General features: G+C 53.7%; 16 protein-coding genes and 2 pseudogenes. 12 read left to right on the top strand and 6 right to left on the bottom strand.

All coding sequences use genetic code 11. The annotated features are described in order from the left end of the window. Positions 1-256 precede the first annotated feature (256 nt). From FEJ81_RS22310 to FEJ81_RS22295, 3 genes are all read left to right on the top strand, one after another. Positions 257-1,327 carry a TrmB family transcriptional regulator gene (locus FEJ81_RS22310; RefSeq protein ID WP_138247391.1) on the top strand — a complete coding sequence of 357 codons (1,071 nt, stop codon included), beginning with the start codon at positions 257-259 and terminating at the stop codon, positions 1,325-1,327. 635 nt (positions 1,328-1,962) lie between these two features. Further along, on the top strand, positions 1,963-4,665 hold the full coding sequence (locus tag FEJ81_RS22305; protein ID WP_175416546.1) for a glycoside hydrolase family 97 catalytic domain-containing protein: 2,703 nt from the start codon (positions 1,963-1,965) through the stop codon (positions 4,663-4,665). Positions 4,666-6,018: 1,353 nt separating this feature from the next. Continuing rightward, positions 6,019-6,654 (top strand): IS6 family transposase, encoded by a 636-nt coding sequence (locus tag FEJ81_RS22295; RefSeq protein ID WP_138247389.1) that lies wholly within the window; start codon positions 6,019-6,021, stop codon positions 6,652-6,654. Between the two features lie 68 nt (positions 6,655-6,722). Here FEJ81_RS22295 and FEJ81_RS23555 read toward each other — a convergent pair whose 3' ends face one another. The 3 genes and pseudogenes from FEJ81_RS23555 to FEJ81_RS23620 all read right to left on the bottom strand — a co-directional run bounded on the left by FEJ81_RS23555 (position 6,723) and on the right by FEJ81_RS23620 (position 8,151). Next, the gene (locus FEJ81_RS23555; RefSeq protein ID WP_175416545.1) at positions 6,723-6,896 is read right to left on the bottom strand and encodes a hypothetical protein; all 174 of its coding nucleotides are present in this window, start codon (positions 6,894-6,896) and stop codon (positions 6,723-6,725) included. A 715-nt stretch (positions 6,897-7,611) separates the two neighbouring features. Then, positions 7,612-7,848, bottom strand: coding sequence for a hypothetical protein (locus tag FEJ81_RS22290; protein WP_138247151.1), 237 nt, complete (start codon positions 7,846-7,848; stop codon positions 7,612-7,614). Between the two features lie 121 nt (positions 7,849-7,969). Continuing rightward, positions 7,970-8,151, bottom strand: a pseudogene (locus FEJ81_RS23620) (hypothetical protein). 1,293 nt (positions 8,152-9,444) lie between these two features. On the opposite strand from FEJ81_RS23620, the gene FEJ81_RS22285 reads away from it, so the two are divergent. The 7 genes and pseudogenes from FEJ81_RS22285 (at position 9,445) to FEJ81_RS23635 (ending at position 14,870) form a co-directional block, all read left to right on the top strand. After that, positions 9,445-9,741, top strand: a complete 297-nt coding sequence (locus tag FEJ81_RS22285; protein ID WP_138247388.1) for a hypothetical protein — start codon at positions 9,445-9,447, stop codon at positions 9,739-9,741. A 572-nt stretch (positions 9,742-10,313) separates the two neighbouring features. Continuing rightward, positions 10,314-11,597, top strand: coding sequence for a Cdc6/Cdc18 family protein (locus FEJ81_RS22280; RefSeq protein WP_138247387.1), 1,284 nt, complete (start codon positions 10,314-10,316; stop codon positions 11,595-11,597). A gap of 463 nt (positions 11,598-12,060) precedes the next feature. Further along, complete coding sequence (locus tag FEJ81_RS22275; protein WP_138247386.1) at positions 12,061-12,738, top strand: nucleotidyltransferase domain-containing protein; 678 nt, start codon at positions 12,061-12,063, stop codon at positions 12,736-12,738. Continuing rightward, complete coding sequence (locus tag FEJ81_RS22270) at positions 12,728-13,225, top strand: hypothetical protein (RefSeq protein WP_175416508.1); 498 nt, start codon at positions 12,728-12,730, stop codon at positions 13,223-13,225. Before FEJ81_RS22275 ends, FEJ81_RS22270 begins: the two co-directional genes overlap by 11 nt. A 748-nt stretch (positions 13,226-13,973) precedes the next feature. Continuing rightward, positions 13,974-14,186, top strand: a complete 213-nt coding sequence (locus tag FEJ81_RS23550) for a hypothetical protein (RefSeq protein ID WP_175416527.1) — start codon at positions 13,974-13,976, stop codon at positions 14,184-14,186. A gap of 206 nt (positions 14,187-14,392) precedes the next feature. Further along, positions 14,393-14,659 (top strand): annotated as a pseudogene (locus FEJ81_RS22265) (DUF955 domain-containing protein); the annotation flags it as partial. Further along, on the top strand, positions 14,652-14,870 hold the full coding sequence (locus tag FEJ81_RS23635) for a hypothetical protein (RefSeq protein WP_138247385.1): 219 nt from the start codon (positions 14,652-14,654) through the stop codon (positions 14,868-14,870). The pseudogene FEJ81_RS22265 and the gene FEJ81_RS23635, both read left to right, overlap by 8 nt. Before the next feature lie 530 nt (positions 14,871-15,400). Here the strand turns inward: FEJ81_RS23635 and FEJ81_RS22255 are convergent. Then, positions 15,401-15,670, bottom strand: a complete 270-nt coding sequence (locus tag FEJ81_RS22255) for a hypothetical protein (protein ID WP_138247384.1) — start codon at positions 15,668-15,670, stop codon at positions 15,401-15,403. A 268-nt stretch (positions 15,671-15,938) separates the two neighbouring features. Between FEJ81_RS22255 and FEJ81_RS22250 the strand changes: the two genes are divergently transcribed. After that, positions 15,939-16,430, top strand: a complete 492-nt coding sequence (locus FEJ81_RS22250) for an MOSC domain-containing protein (protein WP_138247383.1) — start codon at positions 15,939-15,941, stop codon at positions 16,428-16,430. A 77-nt stretch (positions 16,431-16,507) separates the two neighbouring features. Here FEJ81_RS22250 and FEJ81_RS22245 read toward each other — a convergent pair whose 3' ends face one another. Next, positions 16,508-17,692: a trans-sulfuration enzyme family protein gene (locus FEJ81_RS22245; RefSeq protein ID WP_138247382.1), complete on the bottom strand. Its 1,185-nt coding sequence runs from the start codon at positions 17,690-17,692 to the stop codon at positions 16,508-16,510. A 258-nt stretch (positions 17,693-17,950) separates the two neighbouring features. Here FEJ81_RS22245 and FEJ81_RS22240 point away from each other — a divergent pair, with 258 nt between their 5' ends. Continuing rightward, positions 17,951-18,511, top strand: coding sequence for an SWIM zinc finger family protein (locus FEJ81_RS22240; RefSeq protein WP_138247381.1), 561 nt, complete (start codon positions 17,951-17,953; stop codon positions 18,509-18,511). 778 nt (positions 18,512-19,289) lie between these two features. Here the strand turns inward: FEJ81_RS22240 and FEJ81_RS24490 are convergent. Then, on the bottom strand, positions 19,290-20,936 hold the full coding sequence (locus FEJ81_RS24490; protein WP_138247379.1) for an MBL fold metallo-hydrolase: 1,647 nt from the start codon (positions 20,934-20,936) through the stop codon (positions 19,290-19,292). Positions 20,937-21,402 lie beyond the last annotated feature (466 nt).

Here is a 21,402-nt window from a genome sequence, read left to right as displayed (position 1 = left end):
AACAGACAAGTTATACTTTTGAAACCAGATTTCATGTCCCAAGGGAAGGACTGATTTGTCTGATTCGCGCTCGCGCGTACGAAAAAGGAAATTTCGAGGTAAACAACCGAACTGAGAACACCACAATACCAAAAATGATTAGGGAATATTCTCTTTCACTCCGCCTATTCGGTTGAGAGAGTGTATTATAATACGTTACAACACCGCGATATGAGCCACGGCAGGATTTATCTAAACTGGCGATGATTGTCCATGTATGCCCGATGAAGAACTTTCCGCAATGCTGAAATCGTACGGCCTGACCGACAAGGAGGTTGATACGTATCTCACAATCCTAGAAGACCCGGGAGAGACGACCGCTAGTACGGTCGCCAACGAAGCTGGCGTCTCTAAGCGTCATGTTTACAATACGGCGGTTCGCCTTGAAGAGAAGAATCTAGTCGAGATAAACGATTTTGTGACCCCCACGATACTGCGTCCGACGCCACCAGAGCGTGTCGAGGAATCTCTGCATTCCGAGGTAGATACCCTCACCGATCTGATAGACAGCCGATTCAGTCAAGAAGAGAACGACATCGGACCAGTCGAAGTGCTCAAGTCTCGTACGACGTTCATCAAACGAATGCAACAGCTTATCGACAGTGCAGAAGAGATTATCACGATCGCCATACCTCCGTCGCTCCTGTCGAGTTTGAGTGGAAATCTGGAGGATGCGGTCGAGAGAGGTACTTTCGTGTTACTGGTGGTCTACGGGAGCACACTTGATCAAAACGACGCTGGCGCCGATCTGAGCATAGACGGACTCGCCCACGCGGTTCGCATCAGATGGGATGACATCTCTATCCAACTTACCGTGGACTCGAGATTCGGTCTGATCGCACCTCGTGATCTCCTAACGAACCCGGAGAAACAGTCCGCAGCAGTCGCATTCGGGCAGTCCTATCTCGAACCAGTGTTATTCGGAGCCTTCCTCGGCGATGTCTGGAAGTTTTCCGAAGAGATATACACAAAACCGGCTGACAACCTTCCCGAGACCTACACCAACTTTCTACTCACGACGTCTCAGGCGGCTCTACACGCCAACGACGGGCACGAGTTGCACGCCACCGTTGAAGCGAGATCGGCACATGACACCAGTTCGACTGAGCAACTGGAAGGGAGAGTCATGGAAATACAACAGCAAATCGTGGAACCCACAAGCGGCTCTGCCCTGGAACATGCGATCGATATCCGAACTGACGACGGTGTGGTTAGTATTGGCGGAGAACAAGCGGTTATAGAAGATTACGAAGCAGTAACGGTTCGGCTTGATCACAAGGAGTCGTAATCTTCACACAGGCAGGAAACAAACGGAAATTTTGAGGATAGAACGCCGGCGAAAACTGCGCTCATGCAAGAATACGGACGCGATCGGCATCACAGCGGCTCTGTTATTTTCTAAAGATCCCGTACTTTCACAGTCACCCGAACTTTTGAACTGCCATTTCAATCCTCTTTCCAGATTCGGCAATTTACATCACTAGAATTAAACTATTGTGAGCAAGATTGAGGTCCGAGCGAATGACATACTGAGCTGGATAGAAACAACAATCTCGCCTGGAGAACAACGTCTTCAATTCGGGTAAGACCTAAATCGGCTCCCATTTACGGGGCTACCGCTGAACGCGGGCAGGTTCAGTCATCATCCAGTTATCTGTAGACAGGGTGAAGTTGGTTCCTATAAGGCACAATCCATCTCACGGAGTGAGCTATTCACCCAAGTACCCATCATACTCGTGTGTTAGCTGTTCGAAATAGGAGGGCTAGCATTATCAGCTATTAAACTATCCCTTGTATGGATCCATAAAACAGATCGTTCTCGTCATCAAGTAGTGCCAAGTAACGCCCAGTTCTGCTATTCTTAGAACCATAGTGGTCTAATGCGAATTTTTATGTACCACAATTATGTATGGAGGACTTGCAATGGCGAGAGATACCAATACGTTAGAGGATGAACAAAGTAAGGAGGAAATCGTTTCCTCTGGTAGTACAGGTCGGCGGGGATTTCTGAGTACGATTACTGGGCTTGGAGTTGCTGCGTCGTTGCCGCTCGGAGCTGGTGACGCTAGTGCTGCACCGATCTCCGAGGGGCCGGTTCAATCCTCCTACTCGCTGCAGTCACCTGATGGAGCGGTAACGGTCGACATCAAAATCAGTGACGGGTCAGCGTCATATTCGCTGGCGTTTGACGGTCAGACCCTGCTCGATAGTTCGAACCTTGGAATTGAACTTGGCGATGGCACCTTGGACGGCAACCTCGCGGTCACAGGCAGCAGAACAGTCACGCACGACGAGACGTGGAGTCCAGTTTGGGGTGGTTTCAGTGAGATCCGCAACCACTGCAACCAACTGGAAATCGGACTGGAGACGACTGATTCTCCCCGTCGGGTGCTTACCTTGGAGTTCCGAGCGTTCGACGATGGCGTCGGGTTCCGGTACGTGTTCCCCGATCAGGAAAACCTCGGGGACTTCTCTATTACGTCCGAGAACACGGGCTTTGAGTTCGCCGGCGATTACGAGTCGTGGTGGATCCCCAACGACTGGGACAACTACGAGTACTTTTACTTCAACACGCCCATCAGCGAGGTTCATGCAGGCGACCAGCAGAACCATGACAAGACCTCCGATCCCCTCCCGGAGAACAATTCGGAGGTCAAGAAGGATGGTACCAACACGCCACTGACGATGAAGGCGGCCGACGACTGTTACCTGAGCATCCATGAGGCGGCGCTAACAGACTACGCCGGCATGACACTCACGCAAGTCAGTCAGGGGACGACCAGTTTCGAGTCGTCGCTGGTACCCCGACCAAGCGGTGATAAAGTCTGGGCGACGACCCCGCACGCTTCTCCATGGCGGACGGTGCAACTCGGTCGATCGCCTGGCGATCTGGTCGAATCGCGGCTCCTCCTCAATCTCAACGAACCGTGCAAGATTGATGATACCTCCTGGATTGAGCCACAGAAGTACTGTGGCGTCTGGTGGGAACTCCATATCGGGAAGTCCAAGTGGCCCAATGGGGAGGACGACGGTGTTTCGATTGGCGCACGGACGGAAAATGTCAAACGCTACATGGACTTCGCGAGCGAGCACGGCATCGGGACAGTCGTGGCTGAAGGCTGGAACAAATCGTACGACTCGGACATGATTTACACCGACTCCGGGGAGCATTTCGATCACCGAGATGCGTGGGACTATGGCCAGTCACTGAACCCCTCGGTCAGCTTCATGGCCCACAACGAGACCGTCGGCTACGTCGACCGGTATGAACGGCAACTGGATGATGCCTATTCGTGGTACGGTGAGGAAGTTGCCGTCAATTCGATCAAATCGGGCTACGTCGACGAAGACAACGTCAATCTACACGACCAGACACACCACCATCACGATCAAGAGATGGTCAAACACTACCGGCGGTCAATCACGACGGCCGCCGAGAACGAACTAATGCTCAATGCCCACGAGCCGATCAAACCCACTGGTGTCCGCCGGACCTATCCCAACTTCATGACCAGAGAGGGTGCCGCCGGACTCGAATACCAGAACTTCAGCGCCGATGGTATTCCTCCTAGCCACACCGTTACGACGCCGTTCACGCGGATGCTGGCCGGACCGATCGACCACTGTCCGGGCATCTTCGACGTGTTTTACGACGAGTACGAAGGCGGTTTGCAGGCTGATCCCGACTGCCGAGTCCAGACGACCCGAGCGCGCCAGTTGGCGCACTACCCGATGATTCTCAGCGGCCTCCAGATGGTCGCCGACCTCGTCGAGTACTACGTCGACGGTGACGACCTTTCCGACGTTCCGCCGGAGTTCCAGTTCATCAAGGATGTCCCCGTCGACTGGGACGAAACGACGGTCCCAACCGCATCCATCGGCGAGTACACGGCTATCGCTCGTCGAAGTGGAACCGACTGGTGGGTCGGCGTCGCCACCGACGAGAATCCCCGAACCGTCGACGTACCGCTTGAGTTCCTCGACAGTGAAACAACCTACACGGCGACGATCTACGCTGATGGTCCCGACTGCGACTTCGCGACCAATCCCCACGATGTCGAAAGGAGTCGATATCTGGTCGACGAGACGACGACGATCAAGTCGGAGATGGTAAAAGGTGGCGGACAGGCGATCCGGATTGAGCCTGCGACCAGCGATGAAACAGACAGTCTCCAGTGGTACAGCGGCGATGACATCACTGACACGGTAACGTATCAGTTGAAGGCAAAACACAGCGGGAAGTATCTCGATGTTGAAGGTGGATCGACTGATGACGGGGCGACAGTCCATCAATGGTCTGACGAGGGGCAGACCTCTGCCCACTGGATCGTTGACGAACTCAGTGACGAACGCTATCGGCTGCGAAACGAGAACAGTGGAAAGTATCTCGACGTCGAAGGCGGATCGATCGATGACGGGGCAGACGTCCACCAGTGGTCAGAAGCCGACGTTGACTACCAGAAATGGGAAATCGAGCATATTAGTGACGACGAATATCGCGTTGTCAACTCTCATAGTGCGAAGGTCCTTGCTGTCGAGAACGCTTCGGTCAGTGACGGGGCAAACGTTCACCAATCGGAGTGGGACGATACAGAGAATCAGCGGTGGGTATTCGAACGAGTGTAGCAACTCTCTCGTTCCCTGTAACTCAGAACACCTGCTTGACTCCCCACCACTAAAGCGGTGGGATTCAGTGTGGACTCCGGTTCCGGCTTCATCTGAGTCAGGAGACTAACCTCCGTTCACGATCACCGTCCCACTGTTCGGGTGCTCGTCCAAGGGCACTCCTCTGTCGCCGCCAGTTTGGTTGCGATGGAGAAACCGCTAGCTGATGTTCTTCGCAGCGTTGTAGTCTGTCTGATTCTCACACTGTGCCTGTGAGACGGTGGCATAGACTATTTCACTGCTTAATTCAGACCACCTCTGTAGATCATGTTCACGTATCATCCTCTAACCGTCTCTCCACGGCTTCAAGAGATTATGAACGAGTCCCTGTTTCAATGTCGTGTGGTCGTGCTGCGAAATCCTACTTCGTAGATCTATAAATTGCCTAGATTTTCACTTGCTAAACGCCAAATTGTGTTAAGTGGTAACAAGATATAACACCGATCCATCCGAAGGTCATTACAATCATACCAGTGTAAGGGTGATAACCAGAAAACGGAATTCCGTGGTGAGTTACGCAATTAAGATTCATTCTTGATGCACAACAGCCATCGAACGAACTCTGAATGACGGCTTCCTGCCGGAGTAAAGCCCGGTTTGACAGTCAGCCAAACGCGGGAGAGACGAAGCGTTCCCCAAATTCATCTTCTAGAACCCCAGTGGTACAGACAACATGGGTTCACACCAAGGCGGTGCTGCGGCAGAACACATCACGAACGATCGGACGTAGGGTTAGTCTGGACAGGCAGACTGGGGACGACGCTCAACGGAAGATCGTGCCGGTGCACTTTCCTTCGTTCGTTCCGTGATCTTCGTCTACGCTACCCTGACCCTCGCTCTAGCCAGCCCGGTGCTGGGCGTGTGGTGCCGCCAGCGCACGCTCCTGGCCAACCGGCGGACGTAGCTCGGCGGCGGCGTCGTGCTCGCCGTGCTGTTTGCCAGCCCCTACGCAGCGGTGCGGTCGTTGGCGACAACGACGGAGGTGACGGGTACGACCCTAGTACGGATGTCGGGAACGGCGCGGTCAACGAGTACGAGAATCAGTGGAACAACAGAGACGCGAACACGAACGATAGCGACGAGACAGCGACGAACAACACCCCGGAGGGGACGCAGATGACGCTCAGGGAGATACGTTGTGACGGTTCTATTGAATCCACCGACGGCGTCGGGGTAAGTCGTCAGAATGATTGAATTGAAGCGGAAGAGGAAGCTTTGTGCAAAAGACTCTCTTCCGCTTCGTTAAACAGGCTGTGTCGATGGCCGTGTTTAGTTAAGCGTGAAAAGTGAGGCGGTACGATTGTATGCTGGTCTATGGCAAAAATCGACCGCCTCAACGGTTGTAGCGACTGGATCGATTTGAGTGTTGTGGAGCGAGAACGGACACCGCGTCGGCTGATGGGGCTCGGTATTCGACTCCACCTTGCTGGATTATCGCTTTCGAATACCGTTCGAGAACTCGAGAGGTTCGGTGTCGAGCGATCGCGGAAGGCTGTTCACGATTGGGTACAGAAAGCCGATCTACAGCCAGCAACTGACACGACTCCGGATCACATTGCGCTCGACGAAACCGTGATTCGGATCGATGATCACCAGTATTGGCTGTACGCTGCAGTCGATCCTGGAACGAACAAGATTCTCCATATACGGCTGTTTTCAGCGACTACAACCGCATTGACTGAACGCTTTCTACGAGAATTACCCGAGAAACATGATGTCGAAGACGCTGTGTTTCTCGTCGACGGAGCACAGCATCTCCAGACAGCACTCCGCCGACATGGGCTCCGATTTCGATACGAAAAACATGGAAATCGAAACGCTGTTGAACGTGTCTTTCGAGAGATAAAACGACGTACCTCCTCGTTTTCAAATTGTTTTAGTCACGCCAAATCATCAACCGCAGAATCGTGGCTCCAAGCTTTCGCCGTCCGGCAGAATGCTACAAACTAAACACGACCCTCCCTTCACCCCCCACAAGGCCTGGGCTCCCCCACCTACCGTTTTGCTACTGCGAGTCGCTACTCGAGGAGTTCGTCGACGACCTCAGCGGGCTCGATGTTGTGATCGACGAGGCGATCGGCGGGCAGCTGCCACGCTCGTTCGGTGAGCTCGGGATGGGCCTCTTCGTAGTGGACTGAGAACTCGGTCAGTGCGACTGCGACCAGAAGGTTCTCCTGTCGATCGGTAAGCATCGCCGGCGTTGGCCGTGGCTTCCTTGATAAAACTCAGGACTCGGTGAGTAGAAACTGGAGGGCAAGGGTGATGTCAGACAGGTGTTTGGCAACAACCGATTTCCTCGCCAGATCAACGCAGTTACTATCTCTTTATCAATCTCGTGGCCACTGTTCCGTATCCGATTAGGCACTTCGAGAAGCGCCGGCCAGAGGCCGACGTTGGAACCTTCCTCCCTTGGTGGTGTGTCTGGTAGGTGGTGATTGGTCTGAGATCGGGACCACTTGATGTTCGGTGAGCCGACCTCAGTATAGCGAGAGCGATGTCTCGGAGCGGATCTGGTGAATCGACGACCAGGTCCCTATCTCTCGCTATCAGAATCTCAATACTCTAACCAATTAATTCTATTGGCCACGTAGTGGGGGAACAGCGCTGTTACCGGGCAAAATAGTTGATCGCTTCGCTGTCTATTCGTCGGTCGCTGGCGGAATTTCTACATGGCCAGTGGGACGATTCTTGCTCACTCGGAATCGGGGCGGCGTTGATATAGGCCAAGGCGAACATATTCACTGTCGCGTTCCCCACCACGCGACACGGCATCAGCACCCGAACCCCAACCATGTCCCGTATCCGCCCGGCGGCCATCCCCCTTGGCCCATCCGGGCGGCCTTTTGAGGTCTTCTCGAGACAATCAGGCGCCGAGCGGGTGTGATCCCCAAAGCGAACGGATTGCGGTTAGGTATCAATTTTCGCTGAGCAGTCTGTGCAGTACCAGACCTCACCCCCACCCTCTGGGTCTGGATTATTCGTTGCCTCAAATTCGGAGACATCGTCTCCACACTCTTCGCAGACGTAATACTCAGTGAACCTCTGTGCTGTATAAGACATCACAGAGAGAATTAGAGCCGCAAATACCCCGAGTCCAAGCATCGCTAACAGCGCTCCTGTACTCATGGTAAATGAGGGTACCATCACACTCAGCACGCGAACACCCCAGGTGACCGTCCTGTTTGTTCAATCTTTGACTCGCCCATTTCTCAGCTAATCGTTATTCAGTATATATGTCTATTACGACTGTTCATTTACCGCACTCTTAGGATCCAATCTCGAGTGCGCCGACGGCCTCGGCGGGCCGACATCGTGATCGACAAGGCGATCGGCAGCCTGCTGCTACGCCCATTCGGCGAGTTCGGGATCGGCGTCTTCGTAGTGGACTGAGAACTCGGTCAGTGCGACTGCGACGAGGAGGTCCTCCTGTCGATCGGTGAGAGACATCCACGACATTGGCTGCGGCTTCTATATGAATGTCAGCATTGGAATCCCGATGAACTAAGCCGGTTTCTCAAGATGGGGCAACCACCCTTAAGTAGTGTGACTGTCCAATCTGACTACATCATATGGACATTGACAGGATCAGGAGAGTGGTAGGGCAGGATTGGGTAGCTGCTAAAACTCTCCATCTGCGAATTTGGAGGAAACGCGATTTCTTTCTACTCAAATGGTTAATATACTGTCGGATAACGTTACCAACTACAGTAACAGGCATTTCATTTTATCTTCTATATTGGTCGAGTGGATCGCCGCAAGATAGTGTTATCAATATGCTATCGCTCACAATCTTCCTTTTACTATTTCCACTTATATTAGGTGTTTTATTGGCCTATTTCCTCAATTTGTTTGGCTTCGTGAAAAGAATCCTGTCAGATCCATGGTTTAGAAAGGGTGCTGATTCCGGTTTAGAATATGGCACTGAAAAATACAATCAAGTGATGGATAGATCCTATAAATGGTTTGTACGATCAACCACTATTTATGTCACCGTATGGTTACTATTGGCCGTTGTTGATATCTTTCTTGGTATTTCATTAGATCCCGTTACTGATCTATACCTTCATTTAGAAAGAGGTGCACTGTTCCTGGTTAATCATTCGCCTTTTGCACCAGTCACTGAAATAGGATCAAACATGGATACACTACATAAAGATATTAGATTTATAATCTTCTTTACGGTTATAATATCGGCATTTATGTACACTATTTCTTATCGTAGATATATGTTTGTAGCGAACCGACAGGGGGTCACAAAAAGCCGTTTTGGCGTATGGTATGGTCCATATTCGGTATGTTAGGCACCATTGTCATTTCTCACATACTGTATCAGTTCATATAACTCCTAATTAGTGTTTTCGCCTAACATCGCCTCTTCCGCTTTCTGGATCCTGATGTACTCCTCGCGGTCGGGATCGTCGCCATCAGGGTGGACATTCGCGCTCAACCGACGTGCGACCGCCTCAAGGATGTCTTCAGGGATGATTACCCCACCCCTATCCTCCACCGAAATACGGAGTTGAACACGCCCTCGCGGGCGCTTAAGCCGACGGGGAACGGTCAGCGAGCAGACGATGTGTTGATCCACGGACCCAGCGGTGTCGGCAAATCTGCATCAGCACGCTGGATGCTTCGTGAACTCCGGCAGCGATGGCAACTTTCGTCGACCGCTATTGAGTGCTCGGGCAAGACGCGAAACGGAATCCTCTACGAAGCGTCACTAAACACTCCGATGGAGGGGTGATACATCAAAACCAGCCGCACAGCGAACTCGTCGACGCTCTTGCAGCGGCCGTCGACGGCGAACCGTACGTCCTCGACGACGCCGATGTCATCCCTGATCTAGATGTCCTCGAGGACCTATTCGCCGTCGACAGCGTGTCGGTGATCGCAATCATCCACCAACAGGCCGAGTGGCTCAACCGCGTCGACCGCGTTTTCCGGCCCACTTCCACGGCGAGAGCCAGATCGAGTTTCAGAAGTACGGTGTCGACGAACTCGTCGATATCCTCGAGTCCCGTGTTGAGCACGGACTGACCGTCACCCGACCCAGTCGGACCACCTCGAGTGGATTGCCGACGAGACTGGCGATATCGCACACTGGGCAATCAAGTCGGTCTTGTCCGCTGCGGAGTTGGCCCTTGAGCGTGGTCACGATTACTTCCACGAGGAGGACATCGCGGAGTCGTTCGAGCACGCGATGCAGAAGACATAGACTGATCCAGAACGATACAGACACACCCCTCGTTTTCAGTGAAAGGAGGTGAATATGTGAAATCAACTCTGATCTCAGATAGAACTACATATAAAGTAATGGCAGTGAGAAAGACCGTTTCTTTCCATCGCTAGTTAGAGAACATCTCTATCTACTACTACACTACTACTTTACCTACACCAAAAATAATATAATAATTCAATCAGAGGATCCGTTCTCGAGTCGAACAGCAGGTTCTCTTGTACGGAGGCTTTCACTGAAAATCAGGGGTGGGTGTGACTGGTATCCACTCTTCAGACAATCCACCAATACGCCTTCAAACCTCTAATTTCACCTCTTTCACTGAAAATGGGGTGCGGTGGATTTATTATGGTTGTCTGTACTGAAATAGCCAATGGGTAACGATCCAATCCCGACTCCCTCAGTCGAGGATCTTCAGGATGACCCGATGGCGGACGAGTCGACGTCCATTTTTCGTCGTCGTGAACTCCTTCGACCGCAACACGTTCCACAGAAAGATCGAATCGTCGGTCGCGACCGAGAGATTGAGACCGTTGAAGCGCTCTTGAAGCCCGCTGCGTTTGGTGACCCCCCGGAGAGTGGCTTCCTATTCGGGAAGACGGGGACCGGGAAGTCACTCGTCGCGAAACACGTCACTGGTCGTGCTCGAGGGGTTGCACAGATGCAAGGAACTGATCTGACGGCAGCCTATGTCGACTGCGATCAGTACAACACAGAGACACGGGCAGCCCGGACGATGGCGTTCGAAGTTCGCGATGCGATCAATCCGGACCGATATATTCCAAAGGAGGGCGTTGGCGCAAGTCGATATTATGACTCTCTTTGGGGCTCTGACGGTCTTCTCCATGAGACCGATTCGTTGGTTGTTATCCTTGATGAGATTGACAAACTCGGCGATGATACCGCCGAGGTCCTCTCGAAACTCTCGCGATCGGAGGAAGCAGGGAAAACGGGTTGTTACATCTCGGTCGTCGCGATCAGCAACAAGACGGAATACTCTGACTCTCCCGATGAGCGTGTCGCCTCGAGCTTTCAGGATGATCCGATCATCTTCCCGCCCTACGACGCGAATCAGTTGCAAGCAATCCTCGAGCGGCGGAGTGATGCGTTCAAAGATGGCGTTCTCGAAGATGGCGTGATCCAACTGGCCTCTGCCCTTGCTGCTCGCGACCACGGTGATGCACGCCGTGCACTTGACATTCTTCGATCGGCCGGCAAGCTTGCGGAGAAAGACGATAGCGACCGTGTCACTGAGGAACACGTCCGAGAAGCCGACGAGTATAGTGATCTCAACCGGTCAGTGCAGGTCATCAAAAACGGTACGCCGCACTCGCGATACGCGCTCTACGCACTCGCATATCTCACAAAAGTGAAGTTGAAGGATTCGTTCTCGACGGGTGAACTGTACGACGGCTACTGTATTGTCGCCGAAGTGGCTGCTGGTGAGTCACTCACTCACCAGCGTGTACTGGATTTGATGAAAAAGTGGACGCTCCCAGAGATAACGGAAAGCCGGCACACGGGTGGCGGTAAAGGAGAAGGAAGCTATCGAACGCACCGTCTGTTGCACGACCCTGACGTTGTTATGTCTGCTTGTCTCGATTCGTCGGAAACCCAACGCAACGTACTGGATGCACTTTCGGAATCCTCAGTGTAGTCGCTGATCCTTTCACTGAAAACGAGGGGTGTCTCCACCTTCTGGCTATCCTTTCACTGAAAACGAGGGGTGCCACCCCTCATATCGAAATCGAACCTATTCCGTTATATTTGACCGATAGTAGCCGTCTCTCGCCACCTTGACGACCCGTAGATTTATGATGAAATCGTGTGACTGTTTTCAGGTCCGGATGCGGACGAATCCGAGGTACCGTCTATGTGGGACCGGCCGAAACAGTTGTTCGGGGCCGACTCAGAGTGATGTCAAACCCGCTGCGTAGTGTTTTTCACCCCCAGTGGGGTGAGGGGTTTCCGCATTACCCCAGAACAAGGTATGCCTTCTGTACAACTACACCAGCAACACTGGCGTATCGATCAAGTACCAGCCGAACCGGACATATCACCATCATTGGAGAAGACCGCCTTCCCAGCAGTTATTTATGAATCGGTGAAGAAATATATCTATGGGCAGTAAAAGTATCCAAAGAGGCGCCTCACTCGAGTTGGCAGTCCCTGTCCCTTCTACGGACCTCTTCAGTCACGCCTGTACTGGGGAGATTCTTACATTGCTTGTCGACAATCCCTATACAGCGTTCGGGATTCGGGATTTGAGTCGGGCAACGGATAATCCACATCGAAGCATTTCAGCAGCCGTTGACGACCTCGAAGCGGTTGGCTTCGTCGAGATCGAGCATAGTGGGCGGAAGAAGCTCGTTCAGATTAATCGTGCCCGACTCAGCAAGCCTAACGATCCAATTATCCAGATCCCACAAACGGAGTTTCACGCCCCAGTTCGAGAACTCGTCTCGAGACTGACTAACAACGTTGACGATATCCACGGAATCGTCCTCTTCGGCAGTGTTGCTCAAGGGAATGCTGATCGCCGAAGTGATATCGATTGTTTCGTCCTCGTCGACGGTACGCAGGCGACAGCCCAGCAAACCGCCGACGAACTCACGTCGGAGTTGAACGAGGAAGCCTTCGATGGTGACCGCTACAAATTCCACGTCCTCGTCGAATCCGTTGAGAGTGCGCGCCGATACGGGGATCGGCTGCGCGAAATCTTCGCCACCGGACTGACGCTTGAAGGATCCGACTCTCTCACCCAACTCAAAGAGGAGGTACTGACGAATGGACGATAGCTACGTCGACGAAGCGCTCTCCGACGCTGAGGTGTCCTTTCAGCGGACCCGTGGACAAACTGGTGAGTCCGATCTGGATGTCTCTAACACCGCTCTCGTTCAGCTACGGAAGGCCTGTCGGCTCCTCGAAGCAGCACGAACGCTCCGCGAGCAGAACGGATACTATACGGTAGTGATCGAGGCATCGTTTGTGGCCGCCGAGCGCAGTATTCAGTTCTATCTGCTGCATCGTGGACATGCATCTGGGGAGGACTTACGCTACGAACACACAGAGGTGTACCAGCAAGGTGCGAAGGTGAATTTGTTCAGCCAAGAGTTCGCTGACCGCCTTACCCAACTCTGGAAGCAAAACCGAGCCGAGGTGTACTATCGCGAGACGGTTGCCAGTGCCGAACAAGCCGATGCAATGCTGGCACTTGCCGAAGCAGTTCACCGGTATATTCTGAATGCCGCAACACTACGGCATGAATGCGTCTGCTCTCAGTGAGCAATGTGAATAAGTCTCGTCCCAAACGACCCATATATCCATTCCAGGACGACTACTCGCTGACCTTGATTCAGGCATGCCGGAGATCTCCCGCAAACCCAGCGGGTTTGATTGGTGAGTGAGTAAGGTTTACAAGACGATGAACGCAGAACTCGGGCTTCCAGCCCAAGCCCGTGACTCCAGTGGTTTGTGCCACGACTTACGGTAAGTACAAGGGAGGTACTGAACGAACTGCTGTTCCTAAATCAGTGTGGGAGTTGTATCACCGTCCCAACCCCGGTTTACGCTCCCACAGATTTATCTAGGGAATCCAGCCGTATAACTGGGAGGCTCGGTCATCAAACACTTACGAGATCTCCAAATTCGTCAGATCACGCAGCACAGAGACTGATCGCGGTAGGAATAATGAATGGATGCGGACTACCGGATTGTGGTTGGGCCAAAGATCCGGCAGCCGCGTCTATAGTCAGGGACTCAGTCGGAAAAAGGAGCACATCGTTCTACTATCTGTCCTGAATTTGACAGAGTAGACCGATCACTACAGCTGGGTACTGAACGCACTGTGAGTGATCAAGGAACGGCGGCCATCGAATCGTCTCATGCTTGGGCCGGTGAAACGGTTGATGACCGCCACTCTATCGGAGGTGCTGGATCCCATTGTAGAGAAGTACTGCATACACAGAATATTTATACCGGTATTGAAATTCGATCACTAGAACCGGAAGGTGAGCAGCGGTGACGATCCTCGTTGAGCGCGACGACTGGAAGCGAGACGAACGCGCAGGCGTCCAAGAGGCGCTGTCCCGTCCCGGATGTGGCAGCAGGTGAATCCGATAAGTGTGACTTCTGGCTGGTCGTCGACGAAACGCTCCTGGACCACTACCCCGAGTGCCGCTTCGACGAGCGCGACAGGCAACTGGAACTCGGAGACTTCGGTAGCGGAGGTGAGCTCAAGGGATGACCGTCTTCGAAGACACCCTCGAACTCTGGCACAACGCCCTCGAGGACGACGTCGCGACCGTCGACGGCTCAACCTCGATCGAGGCACTCCTTGAGGCATTCGACCGCTTCATCGCGCAGGGCACCGAGTCTCGCAATAGCGTCCTCGTCATCTCAATCGACATGGCCCGCGAGATCCCGCCGGGCTGGGTCGAGATCGAGGCGCACTCGCTGACCTCCGTCCACGAGTATGCGCATGCACTCTTGCATAGTGGCATCGACAACGAGACTGAACGGTCGAAACGCGAACTTGAGGCGGAAGCAGTCGGCTACATTGTCGGACGGTACTTCGGACTGGATACGAGCGGCTCAGCGTTCTACCTCGCTGCGTGGCAGGGCGAAGAGTCGGAAGTGATCTTCGACCGACTCGAGCGGATCAGTTCGACAGCCGCAGGGATCATCGACGTCGTCGACGAGGTGATGATAGATGAGTGATCAGGAACTCCTCTTCGAAATCATCGACTCGCTCGAAACGGTGGGTCTCAATCGTGACGAGTACCAACTCCACCGGGTGATCGATGTCGAATCACTCGAGCAACTCGTGAACTCGGCCGGTCCGCACACTGGACTGGAGATCCGATTCTCTGTTGGTGAACTTTGGCTCTGCGTGACGCAGTCCGATGTGCAGGGTCTTCGTTCGGAGTAAGAAGACAGTCGAGGGTCCCTTCCTCTGTGTCATTGGAACGGACCGTTAGCGATCAGTGGCAGGTGACCCGCGACCATATAGATGCGTATCGATCAGCGTCGGATAACGGAATAGCCACCACCTCTATATGTTCACTTCGTCTCGTTCACTCTATCGACGATGAAGGATCAGGGTAGTACAGAGGAGGTTTCCATCCGCTGTACTGAATGCGGAGCTGTCTATCCCGCGTTTCGACTTCCTGATGGGACATTGACGCGGGCTAGTAACAGGCCATCTTGCCGGTGTGGAAGCAATTCATTCGTTGAATTGCAAAGTGAGGACTGACTAGGCTACTACCTGTATTCCTGGATTTTCGTACCCAATTATGAGCCATTGGCTTCCGTTCTCAGTTGTACGCTTGACCAAGGCAGGTTGTTTTTTTTACTGCCAGAACCGTCACCGGTCTGAGTACTATCGGATTTGAACGAGTGATATGCGATATCAGATATCAGCCATCTTTTGAAGTGGGCGGTCACCTCCCGAATTATGCATTACACGTCAGTCTCTGGTGTCGTCACACGGAGTTCCCCATCAACCGCATAGACGTACCCTCGCTCGAGTAACCGGGTGAGTGCGTGGTTTGCGTCTTCGGGTTCGAGAGATAGAGTCTCAGCAGTGAGAAGCACCGTGAGCGCTTTCTCTCGAGGGACTGACTGGACGCCTTCTTCGTCGGCTGAATTGAAACAAGACGTACAGAGGACATCGTACGCGTCCACGATCCACTCCGGCAGCGGCGACCGCGGATCAGTAAGATCGTTCATCGCCCTTTCGGTATCATAGTCGTTGGTATTGAGCGGCTTAAAAATACCCCACAGTAACTGGAGAGCTACCGCTGTGAGATGTCTAGAAAATTTGACTCGGGATCGATAAGACCGTACATGAGGGTACCATAGAACGATTCGCATGACGTACCTTTCGATCTATTTGGACTGAACTGTCTGTTCACTACACGTGCGGACATACCCCTGAGGTACCTTGCCAACAACCTACACCCGAGTATTTATACTGTGCTAAACGCGCATAGCACACATGACCGGGAGTGGTACTATCAAACGGATTTTTATCGCATCTGAAGCCGAAGCGGAGATGGAAGAACAGACCGACGTTGAAGCAGTTGCCGGAAACGGTCTTCGAGGTGATCGCTACTTTAGCGAGATTGAGACGGGAACCTTCGTCGAGTGGGAACCAGATGAAGAACGCCACGATGGGTACGACCTCACGTTGATCGAGCAGGAGGCTGTCACAGCAATCGAACGTGAAGCGGGAATCGAACTCGCACCGGGAGAACACCGACGAAACATCGAAACCCGTGATGTCGCACTCAATCATCTCGTTGGACAACGATTTCGAGTCGGTGACGCCATCTGTCGAGGGGATCGACTGTGTGAACCGTGTAATCATCTTCAGCGCATCACTCAAGACGGTGTTTTGCAGGCACTCACTCACCGAGGTGGACTCCGAGCGGATATTGTCGAAGATGGGATAATTCGCCCCGGAGACGTAATCGAACCGCTCGAATAATCCGCACTCTTTCGTTTAGGGACAATTCGTATTTCTGCTTGCAGATCGGGACAGTCGGAGAAAAGGGGAACGTGCGCCTACGGTAGTGCCTTCCGGAGGTCCTCGCAGAGGTCATCAGCGTCTTCGAGGCCAACGGACACTCGGACCAACGTCTCGGGAATCTCTGCTGACTCCTCACTACGACTGAACTCGTCCGGAATCATTAGTGACGGTACCTCAACAAGGCTCTCGACCCCACCGAGACTAGCTCCCGGCGTGAATACCTCAAGTCCCTCTATGAACGCCTCAAGTTCGATGAGTGTGCCGTCAAACTCGAAGGACAGCATCCCGCTGTACCCCGACATCTGCTCACTCGCAAGCTCGTGTTGTGGGTGGCTCTCAAGACCCGGATAGTGGACACGAGTGACCCGATCGTGGCTCTCAAGGAACTGGGCAACTGCCATCGCGTTCTTCTCGTGGTGTTCCATCCGTGCGGGCAGCGTCTTGATACCTCGCGCAACGAGGTAGCAGTCGAACGGCGAAAGCATATTCCCAAGCCCGACCCGCTGCGCGAACGCTAATTGCTCGAAAACTTCATCGTCATCGGTGATAACAGCACCGCCGATCGAGTCGGAGTGCCCGTTGAGATACTTGGTAGTGCTGTGAACGACGACATCAGCACCCAGTTCAAGTGGGGCTTGGCAGTACGGACTCGCAAAGGTACTGTCCACGCCGAACAGGGCATCGTGGTCATCGGCGATGTCGGCTATCGTTTGGATATCGCACAACCTAATCAAGGGGTTCGACGGTGTTTCTGCCCAGATCAAGTCAGTGTCCGCATTGACTGCATCGGCGACGTTGTCGGGGTCACGGGCGTCAACAAAGTCGATGTCAACGCCGAGATGTCCGGCCATGTGTTCCGTGAGCAGTTTTTCGGTTCCGCTATAGATGGTGTCCGAGGAGACGACGTGCCCTCCCGGTGGGACCAGTGACAGCATCGTCGTCGATGTAGCGGCCATTCCGGAGGCGAACGCCAACCCATGCTCGCCGCCTTCGAGGCGGGCTAACTGCTCTTCGAGGGCTGCCCGCGTCGGATTGCTCTCGCGCGAATAGTCGTGTTCATTGGCATCTTCCCCGCTGGCCCACTCGAACGTAGTCGAAAGGTGGATCGGTGGGACGACGTCGTTCGTTCCATCTCTGTGAGGATGCGTCTCGGTTTCAGCTGCACCCACTGCGATGGTTGCGAATCGATTCCCGTCGAACTGGCTATTATGTCGTGTCATCAGATACTCACCACGAGACCTACTCGAACCCGATTTGGAGTGGTGTACATAGGAAGGTTCTCAATTGCGAAGGATAGACGTGAGCAGTCCTTCCCCTTTACCGCTCATCGAGTAGTCATAGAATAGGTATGCGAACCGCTCTATGACATCCTCTAGTACATTCCAATCAGACCACTTTCCCACTAACATGCCGGTCTATACAGTGTTTTTTCGCGCTTGACGGGTGAGGCGCGACGATGTGTGCCTCGAGAGTACCCCATGAGTACAGATCAACCGATCCATCGCGAGCAGCAGCAACCCCACCATGACCGCAGTAACACAAGTGACCGAGAGCAGAGGTATTCCGGAGACGTTGCTCGACTAAACGGGCATGAACTCATCGCAATCGATGAGTGGCTCCCAGGAAGAGAACCGACACAATACGATCACGATCTCACCGATAGCTCCGAGTATCGCACACGCTACTGGTGCTGCCGGAACTGTGGCCAAGAACGCAATCGTCGCGACGAGTTCAGAGGCCAGTGTGAAACACCAGCACCACCGACCCCACTCGAGGAAGGTGGCTACTCGATCAACGACCCACGAACTCGCCGTGCATTGAGTGAGGACATGGACGTCCACTTTGCCACGGCGGGCGCTCTCTATGAGATTGTGAGTGAGAGTGGACATACCTACGAGGTCGACATCGAGAAAGAGACGTGTAGCTGTCCAGATTTCGAGCAGCGCCAGCTAGAGAGTGGCTGTAAGCATCTTCGGCGTGTCGATCTCGAGATTCGAACCGGACTCGTCCCTGCACCGGATGGGACATTCGTTCGATAAGAGAGGTACTCGCTCATTCGAGGTGGTTTATTCCCCTAGAGGGGTGCAGGGGACGCGAACAAAGTCCACTGTACAATGCATGGAATCAAGATTCACAGCAATAGCGTCCGGCAGCGCTGAGACGATTCAATTCCTGAAACGAGGTATCGCCAGATGACCGACCGCGACGAGTGCCGAGTACCAACCTGTACGAGACTCGCCCGTGAGCGGTACGCCGGCCGGTTCTGTTCAAAGCGGTGTGATGTCCGCTATGAGCACCTCCAAGCGGACGCTCGAGACGCTGCTCAGGGGGATGTAATCAGAGGATCGGCCAGAACGGAGAGTCACCGATGACAAGCAGGTTCCTATCAGTGTATCCCCATCCTCCCTTCTACAAACTCCAGTCAAGCAACGATAGTCCTGAGGTTTATTAGAGAAGCCGCGCCCAACATCGGCGATGCCTCTCACCGATCGACAGGAGGATCTCCTCGTCGCAGTCGCACTGATCGAGTTCAGTGCTCACTATGAGGACGCTGCTCCCGAACTCGCTTAGCAAGCGTGGCAGCTCGCAGCGAACTGCCTCGTCGAGTACGATATCGGGCCTGCCGAGGCCGTTGATGCACTCGAAATGGGGTAAACGCGATCTGATACTCTCCTCGAGAAAACTGTAAAAGCGCCCGGTAGGTGGGGGTATCAACCGTCGCCGGCGGGATTTGGACAATGTTAGGGAGGGGGGGGGGGGGGGGTGGATTGGCCATGTCGCGCTTCCACCGCGCGACAGTGAATCCGTGATACCGTACTATTCGTCGCCCGGTTCTGTTTTGATAGTTACGTCGACTACGTCACCAGCGTCGACATCAGCGGCCTCTAGAAGTTGCAAGATCTGCTTGTCCGCACCATCGCTCAGTACGCGGGCTGAAACCGTCTCCTCTGATCGGTCGAGTGTCGTTTCAATCGCCTCGAGACGGGCGAGGACGTCTTCCTCGAACGATCGATCGTGCTGTCGGTCGTCCTCGTCACTTTCAGCTGGTTTCGAACTGTTGTTCTCAGGATCGGTACCGGAATATGGGTCCTCGATAGCTCCTGAAAACGTCTCTTCGAGGGCATCGAGATCGACACCTTCTGCCTCAAGATCGATCGACCCATGTCGACAGCGAGGTAGTGAGGCGTCAATCTCGAGTGACTGCTCTTGGATCGCTTCCCACTGTCGGCTTTGAATTCGACTTGCAGTCGAGTCGGTGATCCAATCGGGGACCTGCCACTCGCCGTTCTCGTAGAGGCAGTGGATCCCTGTATCGTTCGTTCCCCACGTAAAACAGCAATCGAAGCGCCGCTGAAATTCCTTGAGCATCCGTCCGCTCGCGTGTTTGATGACGACCTCTTTCGGAGCGATGTTGCGGACAATGTCGGTGATCGTCTCGCTACTGGGATGGTTCGACAGTGAAAACGCCTGTGTGGTACAGCGGGTGTCTGCTGGGTCGACCTCGTCTCCCGTCGTCAATTGAACGAACGCAGCAACAGGATCGTCGCCGATCGCCTGCAGGAGTCGCTGTGTACTGCCGGTCGTCGGCATCTCCGGTCCGGCAATCGTGATCCCGCCATCTGCCAGTACCTCGTTCGTCCGGTCGAAGACCGCTGTTGGTTCGACCCCAGACACATCGTACTCGAGGGTGTCGTAGAGTTTCGCGGCCTGACCGACGAGCGTGATCGGAACCTCGCGCTCGAGTATTTCCGTACAGTGACCCAGCAGTGTCGCGTAGTGAACGCCCGTTAACGAACTCGCTGCGACAACCACTCGTGAGCCAGCATACGCGTGCTCGAGGGTCGACCGAAGTGACTCATTCAGTGATGTCGTGTAGGAATCGTTGCTCGCGACGTTTAGCAATAGACAGTCGACATCGAACGGGTAGGATGTTTCCAGACCCGGGAATCCCGCACATGGTCGCGTCGTGAAGTCCCCCGAGATGAGAATGTGTTGCTCGCTGTTGAGGGGGTCGTCAGTCGCAGTCTCATCACGAAACCGGACCAGGAACCCTGCCCCACCAGGTGTATGGCCAGCGGCAACCGGCCGGACCTCGAGTCCATTGAGAATCGACGTCCAGTCGTCGATCGGTTCGAGGGCGTCGAGAGCGGCGGAGATATCCCCAAGGTCGTTGTCCTGTGTGGCTTCCGGGAGAGACTGCTCGAGGATAGCGGCGGTTGTGTCTGCCGTATAGACCGGAGCATTGTGTCGGACGTTCGTTGCGAGCGTGCGATAATGATCGATATGCGGGTGTGTGAGTAGGATTGCGTTCAGATACTCATCGTCTGCAAGTAGTGTGTCGAGATTGACGCCATCTCCTGCGTCGACGAGAATACAAGCACGCGTGCCATCCGCAGCTGTAAACCGTAGCAGCGTCGATTCGTTGCCGCTGTTGATATTTGCATGTTGATAGGAGACACGCATGCGTTTTATCTACATTAACCACAGCCCTGTATAAAGGCAGAGGATCTTCTTCCAAAAGTGTCACCCGGATCACGCGGTCACCGTCGGTAGCATTGAACCGACTGGTGAGAGGAGGACAGTTGAATCAGACATTTTCACAGCGAAATTGACACACGAACTCCAGTGGACTTCGTCGCATTCTTAACCAACACAATGGTCGTACGCGCAAGATTGTTGGTTAACACTCGAAGGAGTCGATGAATCTCGACTGTCCACCCGTCCTACCTCCACCAACTCGAGAACTCTTGGCTGCCTGACGGGTTGCCCATGTCTATACCGCAGCATGTTTGTCTACGCCGAAAGGCGCGAGGCGCGCTTTCCCGTACCCGGGTAAGTTTCGAGTAGTGTTACAGTCAGCAGATACAAGAACCGCTCAAGTTGTCTTAACCAACAAAACTATGGATTAGTGGGTTGTGTTGGTTAACAC

This window comes from Natrinema versiforme (assembly GCF_005576615.1).
In the GTDB taxonomy this organism is placed as follows: Archaea; Halobacteriota; Halobacteria; order Halobacteriales; family Natrialbaceae; genus Natrinema; species Natrinema versiforme_A.
This window is presented reverse-complemented; position numbering and strand designations above follow the sequence as displayed.

What these genes read in the sequence shown, in the direction of transcription:
- FEJ81_RS22270 (WP_175416508.1), top strand. Translation starts at nt 12,728, where the DNA reads ATGGACGATAGCTACGTCGACGAAGCGCTCTCCGACGCTGAGGTGTCC.
- FEJ81_RS22280 (WP_138247387.1), top strand. Translation starts at nt 10,314, where the DNA reads ATGGGTAACGATCCAATCCCGACTCCCTCAGTCGAGGATCTTCAGGAT.
- FEJ81_RS22275 (WP_138247386.1), top strand. Translation starts at nt 12,061, where the DNA reads ATGGGCAGTAAAAGTATCCAAAGAGGCGCCTCACTCGAGTTGGCAGTC.
- FEJ81_RS22250 (WP_138247383.1), top strand. Translation starts at nt 15,939, where the DNA reads ATGACCGGGAGTGGTACTATCAAACGGATTTTTATCGCATCTGAAGCC.
- FEJ81_RS23555 (WP_175416545.1), bottom strand. Translation starts at nt 6,896, where the DNA reads ATGCTTACCGATCGACAGGAGAACCTTCTGGTCGCAGTCGCACTGACC.
- FEJ81_RS22310 (WP_138247391.1), top strand. Translation starts at nt 257, where the DNA reads ATGCCCGATGAAGAACTTTCCGCAATGCTGAAATCGTACGGCCTGACC.
- FEJ81_RS23635 (WP_138247385.1), top strand. Translation starts at nt 14,652, where the DNA reads ATGAGTGATCAGGAACTCCTCTTCGAAATCATCGACTCGCTCGAAACG.
- FEJ81_RS22240 (WP_138247381.1), top strand. Translation starts at nt 17,951, where the DNA reads ATGAGTACAGATCAACCGATCCATCGCGAGCAGCAGCAACCCCACCAT.
- FEJ81_RS22305 (WP_175416546.1), top strand. Translation starts at nt 1,963, where the DNA reads ATGGCGAGAGATACCAATACGTTAGAGGATGAACAAAGTAAGGAGGAA.
- FEJ81_RS22245 (WP_138247382.1), bottom strand. Translation starts at nt 17,692, where the DNA reads ATGACACGACATAATAGCCAGTTCGACGGGAATCGATTCGCAACCATC.
- FEJ81_RS22255 (WP_138247384.1), bottom strand. Translation starts at nt 15,670, where the DNA reads ATGAACGATCTTACTGATCCGCGGTCGCCGCTGCCGGAGTGGATCGTG.
- FEJ81_RS24490 (WP_138247379.1), bottom strand. Translation starts at nt 20,936, where the DNA reads ATGCGTGTCTCCTATCAACATGCAAATATCAACAGCGGCAACGAATCG.
- FEJ81_RS22295 (WP_138247389.1), top strand. Translation starts at nt 6,019, where the DNA reads ATGGCAAAAATCGACCGCCTCAACGGTTGTAGCGACTGGATCGATTTG.
- FEJ81_RS22290 (WP_138247151.1), bottom strand. Translation starts at nt 7,848, where the DNA reads ATGGTACCCTCATTTACCATGAGTACAGGAGCGCTGTTAGCGATGCTT.